Below are 6752 nucleotides of genomic sequence, written 5' to 3' on the forward strand. Positions count from 1 at the left end.
CGGGTCGCTCGGATCCGGGAGGATCGTGTGCAGGCACATCCCACCTGCGCCTGGCGCCCAGCGGGACCCTGAGCCGTCGCCGCGCAGGCCGGAGAGCTCCTGCCACGTCTGGCCGGCGTCGGCCGAGCGAAACAACGCGGCGTCTTCAACTCCGGCGTAGACGGTATCCAGATCGGTCAGCGACGGTTCGAGGTGCCAGACGCGCTTGAACTCCCAGGGGTGCTGCGTGCCGTCGTACCACTGGTGCGTGCCGGGGACCCCGTCGTACACGAACTCGTTACCCACCGCCTCCCACGTTTTGCCACCGTCGTCGGAGCGCTGGATCATCTGCCCGAACCAGCCGCTGGACTGCGACGCATACAGCCGATTCGGGTCAGCGGGCGATCCCTTGAGGTGGTAGATCTCCCAGCCCCCAAAGTGGGGGCCACTGACGTCCCACCGTTCGCGCTTGGCGTCCGCCGTCAGGACGAACGCGCCCTTGCGTGTACCAACCAGTACCCGTACCCTGCTCATCTCTCACTCCTTTCTAGTCATCCAGCCACCGCCCGTGGCCCCGCCATCAGAACAGGCTCTGCGCCGGTCACGCCCCCTCCTCAGGGGGCAGGCCCGCGATCTCCATCACCGGACGGATCTCGACAGTACCCTTGCGCGCCATGGGAATCCGGGCGGCGATGCCGATCGCCTGATCGAGATCCTTCGCGTCGATGAGGAAGTAGCCGCCCAGTTGTTCGCGCGTCTCCGCGAACGGCCCATCGGTCACGAGCCGTTTGCCGTTGCGTACCCGGACGCTGGTCGCCATTCCTGTCGGGTGCAACGGGTTGGCGGCCAGATACTGCCCGCTCGATTTGATCTCGTGCGCGAGCTGCGTGGACTCCACGTAACACGCCTCCCGCTCGGTCTCGCTCAACGCTTTCTCGTCAACGTAGATCAGCAACATGTATTTCATGGCTCCGGGCCTCCGATTTGTGCTCACGAGTGATCCTGCGGCCGCGTGGCTCCTCCCAGTCCTCCTGCCGCCCCATCGGTGTGAAACATCCTGTCGCCATCGCGCAGGAAGACGCTCAGGCCGTGCGATTCGCCCTGCGTGAAATAGGTCTCACCTTTCCGCACGAGCTCCACCTTGTCCCTGTAGTTGTACTCGACGGGAGCGACGGTCTCGTCCAACGTGACGTGGAAGTCGTAGTTGAAGTCGCTGCCCAACGATGAATACCACAGAACCGTCCAGCCCATGCGCCCCTTGAACGGCTCGATCTTGGCCAGGGGCGCCCGGGAGACAAGGACGAGAGAGGTGTCGCGTGCGTGCACATGGGCGAGGTGGCCGATGTTGTCGACCAGGAACGAGCAGTTCGGGCAGCCCTCGTCCCAGCTCGGGTCGAACATGAAGTGGTACACGATGAGCTGGCGGCGTCCCTCGAACAGATCGAGCAGGCGCACCTTGCCGTCCGGACCGCTCCTTCGTCTCGGCAAACGGGCCACCGGTGACGGACACCTTACCGTTCCGGACCCGCACGGTCATGGCCATCTGGACTGGTTCGAGGGGCTCCGCCACCATGAGGTGGCCGCTCTTCTGGAGCGCCTCGCAGATGTTACCTGCAACGTCGGCATTCGTCCGTCCCGTAGTCGAACGGGCCGACCGAGATCGACATGCCCGGCGAAAAAGGCCGCCGCATGACCGAGGGGGGCCGGCGTCCCCCGATCCTGCCCGCTGGTCGGCGACGCCCGGCTCGGGTACGCTTGGCGAGACCGCCCGGAGGCCCTCGCGCTCGGTCGGCCCGATGTCGATATCGGCCGCCCCGAACGACTAGTGCCGTTCCAACTATTCGCGCCTAGGAAGGCACCGTGTACGTCGTTCGTGGACAGATTTAGTATCAACAAGTTGGAACGGCACTAGTTGGCGTCCGGCAACAGGAGGGGAAGACCGATCATGACCTATGCACTGTGGATCGTTCAGGGGCTGCTCGCGCTCCTCTTTCTGTTCGCCGGTGGAATGAAGCTGGTCCTGCCGCTCGAGAAGCTGGCGGGGCCGGTGCCGCTGCCGGGCCTGTTCCTGAGATTCATCGGCGTGGCCGAGGTGCTCGGCGCGGTCGGCCTGATCCTCCCCGGGCTCCTGCGCATTCGGCCGGGCCTGACACCGCTGGCCGCCGCCGGGCTGGTGATCATCATGATCGGGGCGACGGTGATCGGGCTGGCGGGCGGTGATGTCGTGATGGCGCTGATCCCGCTCGGGGTGGGGCTCCTCGCGGCGTTCGTCGCCTACGGCCGCTGGCGGCTGGCGCCGAATCGCGGGTCGTCTCACCCGTCTGGGCTCCGCCCAACGACTATCTGAAGTCCATGGCCATTCGACCACGACCCGGAGGGAGCACGCCATGCTCGAGAGCGAGCTCGACCACCTCGCGGGCGGCGGGTTCTTCCTCATCGACGCCAGGGACCTGAACGACGCCATCCGGGTGGCCTCGAGGATCCCGTCGGCGCGCACGGGGAGCATCGAAGTGCGGCCGAGCAGGGCCTGCACCCAGGTATAGCCGGAGACCGGCCACTGGCGAGCGAGGACGCGGCCGAGCGGGTGCGCGAGAGGGTAGACGCCGTCTACCGCTCCGACTCCCGCCGCGTCCTCGCCACCCTGATCCGCCTGCTGGGCGACTTCGACCTCGCCGAGGAGGCGCTACACGATGCCTTCAGGGCCGCGATGGAGCAGTGGCCGCGCGACGGTGCGCCCGCCAATCCCCGGGCTTGGCTCGTTTCGGCCGGCCGCTTCAAGGCCATCGATGCCATCCGCCGGCGCGCCCGTTTCGACGCGCTGGACGATGTCGCCGAGCAAGTCGACGCCGCCGTCGATGACGCCGCGGTGTGGGAAGGCGAGAGCGTCGAGGACGACCGGCTGCGCCTCGTCTTCACCTGCTGCCACCCGGCCTTGTCGCCCGACGCCCAGGTTGCCCTCACGCTGCGCGAGGTGTGCGGCCTCACGACCGAGGAGATCGCCCGGGCGTTCCTCACACCTGCGCCCACGCTGGCGCAGCGCATCGTGCGCGCCAAGGCGAAAATCCGCGACGCGCGCATTCCCTATCAAGTACCCACGCACGCCGAGCTGCCGGACCGGCTGGACGCGGTGCTGCGGGTGATCTATCTCGTGTTCAACGAGGGCTACGCCGCGTCGTCGGGTGCGTCGCTGACCCGGCACGATCTGTCGGGCGAGGCGATCCGCCTGGGGCGGCTGCTGGTCGAGTTGCTGCCCGAGCCCGAGGCGGTCGGACTGCTGGCGCTGATGCTGCTGCACGAATCGCGACGCGCCGCGCGCACCTCGCCGGCCGGCGATCTCGTGCTGCTGGACGACCAGGACCGCTCGCTGTGGAACCGGGCTCAGATCGCCGAGGGGTCGGCGCTGGTGGAACAGGCGCTCCGGTCGCGCCGGTTCGGCCCCTACACCCTGCAGGCGGCGATCGCGGCGGTGCATGCCGAGGCGCGCGACGCGGCCGCGACCGACTGGGCGCAGATCGTCGGGGTTTACGATGTGCTCGCGCGCGCCGATCCGTCACCAGTGGTCGAGCTGAACCGCGCCGTGGCGGTGGCCATGCGCGACGGCCCTGTGGCGGGTCTTGCCCTCATCGACGCTATCCTGGCGCGCGGCGATCTGGGAGACTACCACCTGGCGCACTCGGCGCGGGCGGACCTGTGCCGGCGGCTGGAGAGAAGGGCGGAAGCCCGAGCCTCTTACGAACGGGCCCTCGGCCTCACGCGGCAGGAGCCGGAGCGGCGGTTCCTCGAGCGACGACTGCGCGAGCTGCTGGACCGAGACGGCGAGCACAGGCCCTAACGACGTCCTTCGCGCTTCGACCGCGAGGGCGGCGAGTCGGCCGATACAATTGACTGCCATGGGTCGTGAAGAAGAGAGGGCCGTCGCTGGCGTGTCGAAGATCCGCTGGCACACCAACCGGGAGACGCGCTACCCGTTCGGCGAGCGCTCGCCCGATCCCGAGTGGTTCGAGCCGATCGGGTTCCCGCCGCCATGGCCCGATCGCCCGTGGATCTACGGCGTGGTCGTCGCTTCCGCGAACGGCGTCCTCGCCTGGCGTCGCGCGGACACCAGTGACGATCCCGTCCTCGCCGTCCTCGGTGGTGACCAGTCGCGGCCTGAGCGTATCGCGGATAGTCGGCACCTGCGCCACCTCCGCTGTTTCGGCGACGTTGGGCTCGGCGCGCAGACCCTGCGCGACCAGCCGCGCCTCGTGCCGACGCCCCAGGAGCTCGGCGAACGCCCCGTGCCCGCGCTCTACCGCTTCCGCGAGGTACATGGCCTGCCGCGTCATCCGCGGGCCATCATCTATTCGTTGCACGGTCGCCTCGACCCCGCCCTTCCCATCTTCAACACGCCGGGAATGGACGTCATCGTGGTGGGGACGACGAGCGCGGAGGCGGCGCTGTCGGCGCGCGGTGTCGCGGCAACCGGCGTGGACGTCATCGTCGAACCGGTGCGGGAGCCGGCGGGCCTTCGACGGGCGCACGAGCGTCTATTCGCCGACCGCGGCGTGCGCTACCTCGCGTGCGAGGGGGGCGAGAAGATCCTGCGCGCGCTCCACGCCGCCGGGCTCCTCGACGAGGTCTTCGTGACGCTGACGGATGAGGTGATCGACGAGGCGGCGCACGAGGGAATCTTAAAAGTCTTCGACTTCGAATCGGAGGGCGCGGACCTGATCGCGGAGGGCAAGACCGCTTCGTCGAGCGGGTGGACGTTCCGCCGCTGGCGCTTCAACGCCCGCTGAATGACCAAGCACACCGACGTGCTGCTCCTCGTCAACGCGATGATGGGGCAGTTCATCTCCGGCATCGCCACGCGGATCTTCATCGTGTCGCTGCCCACGATCGCCGCCGCGCTGAACGCGGACATCCTCGCCGTCTCCTGGGCGCTCATCGCCTACCAGCTCGCGGGGATCTGTCTGTCCGTGGTCTTCGGCAGGCTCGGCGATATCCACGGGCGCTACCCGATCTACGGCGCTGGCTTCGCCGTCATGACGGTCAGCTCCTTGCTGTGCGGCGTGGCGCCCAGCGTGGGTTGGCTCATCGCCTTCCGCCTCGTCCAGGGCATGGGCGCGGCCATGATCGCCTCCGCCGCGCGGGTGCTGGCCATGGAGGCGATGCCGGAAGGCGCCGAGGGCCGGGCCAATGGGTTCATGACCATGTCGTTCCACGGCGGCGTGTTGCTCGGGCCGCCGCTGGGCGGGCTGGTGATCGACGCGCTGAGCTGGCGCTGGATCTTCTTCCTCCTCGTTCCCATCGGTCTGGCGGGGATCGTTCTGACCGCCCTGCGGGCCCGGGGCCGCCGGCTGGCGCCGGTCGAGCGCTCGCCCGTCGACTACGTCGGCGCGGCGCTCCTCGTCGTGCTCACCGTGGTGCTCACCCTGCTCGTCGACCAGCGGAGCGCGGAGGCGATCGGGGTGGGGCAGAAGAGCGTCATGATCGTCGCCTTCGCCCTCGGCCTCGCGGGCTTCCTCGTCCACGAGCGCCGGGCGGTGAATCCTGTGGTGAACCTCGCCCTGTTCAGGATCCGCATGTTCGGCTTCAGCGTCCTGAGCCTGCTCGTCTTCGCGATCACCAGCAGCGTGCTCATGTTCCTCCTGCCCTTCTACATTCAGGACGTGCTGCACCACTCACCGTCGTTCATGGGACTGCTCTTCCTCTCCGCGCCCGTCTTGACCATCAGCCTGGCCCCCATCGCCGGCCAGCTCACCGACCGCATCGGACCGCGGATTCCCGCCTCGATCGGGCTGTGCGTGATCATGGCCGGCTTCGTCATCGGGATCCTCCTGAGGGTCGATTCGCACTGGAGCCTGCCCGCGCTGCTGCTGGCCTGCACGGGACTCGGCCAGGGCTTCTTCAACACGCCCAACCAGACGGCGATCATCGGCTCCGTGCCGCGGGAATATCGAGGATTTGCCACGGGCGTGGTGCAGATGGTGTTCGGCGTGGGGTCGCTGCTCGGGATCTCGCTGGGGGGCGCGCTGCTCACCGTGATGTTCCGTCACTACTCCGGCATCCCCGACGCGACGCCGAGCGCCGATGCCCCTGGGCCTTTCCTGGCCGCCATGAGCACCACGTACGCGGTCTGCTTCGTCCTCATGACGGCGGCCCTGGTGGCCTCGCTGATGCGCGGGGGACGGCGCATCGAGGCGGCGGCGATTCCGTAGGGAGTTTTCAGCAACCTGCGAGATCAGGTGCGCCAGAGTTCGTGGTAGCGCACCGCGGCCACTGGTTCGTAGGAAGTCGGGCCGGAGAGGTGTCCAACCGCTTCTTCATAGATATCCGGATCGTAAAACGGCGCGTCTCGTTCTACCACCCGACGTGGCATCGGCGCGCAGCGCCTTTGGTGCCTTGGCGATAGCCCGCACCGCCGCGCAGATGCTTTCGGGCTCGTGTTCGATGAAAGTATCCGTGGTCGCCATTCCCGCGAACGTAAAGTGACGCACTTCTCCCGGATCATCACCGCGCCGAACATCATGGTACTAGATCAAGCGCGGAGTCGCCCTGATACTGTGACCCATGGCGGGCCTCCATCAGCTCGAGACGGTCGTCTTGCTGCTGATCGCCGTGCTCGTCCTGGCCACGATCGCGAACCGTGTCGCGATGCCGTACCCCATCGTTCTCGTGCTCGGGGGCCTCGCGCTCAGCTTCGTGCCCCGGGCTCCAATCGTGCCGCTCCGGCCAGACCTCGTCTTTTTGATCTTCCTGCCGCCGATCCTGTGGGCGGCGGCCTACTTCAC

7 protein-coding genes and 3 pseudogenes are annotated in these 6752 nt (G+C 68.0%); 6 read left to right on the top strand and 4 right to left on the bottom strand.

What is annotated here, in order from left to right; genetic code table 11:
- The 4 genes and pseudogenes from VGV13_08895 to VGV13_08910 form a co-directional block, all read right to left on the bottom strand.
- Positions 1-513 (bottom strand): exo-alpha-sialidase (locus tag VGV13_08895; GenBank protein ID HEV8641201.1); only part of this gene is annotated, 513 nt, incomplete at its 3' end.
- 67 nt (positions 514-580) lie between these two features.
- On the bottom strand, positions 581-946 hold the full coding sequence (locus VGV13_08900; protein ID HEV8641202.1) for a YciI family protein: 366 nt from the start codon (positions 944-946) through the stop codon (positions 581-583).
- Between the two features lie 77 nt (positions 947-1023).
- Positions 1024-1449 (bottom strand): annotated as a pseudogene (locus VGV13_08905) (DUF899 family protein).
- Positions 1448-1579 (bottom strand): annotated as a pseudogene (locus VGV13_08910) (YciI family protein). Before VGV13_08910 ends, VGV13_08905 begins: the two co-directional pseudogenes overlap by 2 nt.
- A gap of 345 nt (positions 1580-1924) precedes the next feature.
- Between VGV13_08910 and VGV13_08915 the strand changes: the two are divergent.
- From VGV13_08915 to VGV13_08940, 6 genes and pseudogenes are all read left to right on the top strand, one after another.
- Positions 1925-2326, top strand: coding sequence for a DoxX family protein (locus VGV13_08915; protein HEV8641203.1), 402 nt, complete (start codon positions 1925-1927; stop codon positions 2324-2326).
- Between the two features lie 76 nt (positions 2327-2402).
- A pseudogene (locus VGV13_08920) lies at positions 2403-2522 on the top strand (YciI family protein).
- A gap of 14 nt (positions 2523-2536) precedes the next feature.
- Positions 2537-3811, top strand: a complete 1275-nt coding sequence (locus VGV13_08925) for an RNA polymerase sigma factor (GenBank protein HEV8641204.1) — start codon at positions 2537-2539, stop codon at positions 3809-3811.
- Between the two features lie 91 nt (positions 3812-3902).
- On the top strand, positions 3903-4757 hold the full coding sequence (locus VGV13_08930; GenBank protein HEV8641205.1) for a hypothetical protein: 855 nt from the start codon (positions 3903-3905) through the stop codon (positions 4755-4757).
- Positions 4758-6179, top strand: coding sequence for an MFS transporter (locus VGV13_08935; GenBank protein HEV8641206.1), 1422 nt, complete (start codon positions 4758-4760; stop codon positions 6177-6179).
- Between the two features lie 352 nt (positions 6180-6531).
- On the top strand, positions 6532-6752 hold a 221-nt coding region (locus VGV13_08940; protein HEV8641207.1), incomplete at its 3' end, for a Na+/H+ antiporter.

Source organism: Candidatus Methylomirabilota bacterium (genome assembly GCA_036001065.1).
Taxonomy (GTDB): Bacteria; Methylomirabilota; Methylomirabilia; order Rokubacteriales; family CSP1-6; genus MNEF01.

Bases quoted from the DNA above. Each gene is read 5' to 3' on its own strand.
- VGV13_08915 (HEV8641203.1), top strand. From the start codon at position 1,925: ATGACCTATGCACTGTGGATCGTTCAGGGGCTGCTCGCGCTCCTCTTT.
- VGV13_08900 (HEV8641202.1), bottom strand. From the start codon at position 946: ATGAAATACATGTTGCTGATCTACGTTGACGAGAAAGCGTTGAGCGAG.
- VGV13_08935 (HEV8641206.1), top strand. From the start codon at position 4,758: ATGACCAAGCACACCGACGTGCTGCTCCTCGTCAACGCGATGATGGGG.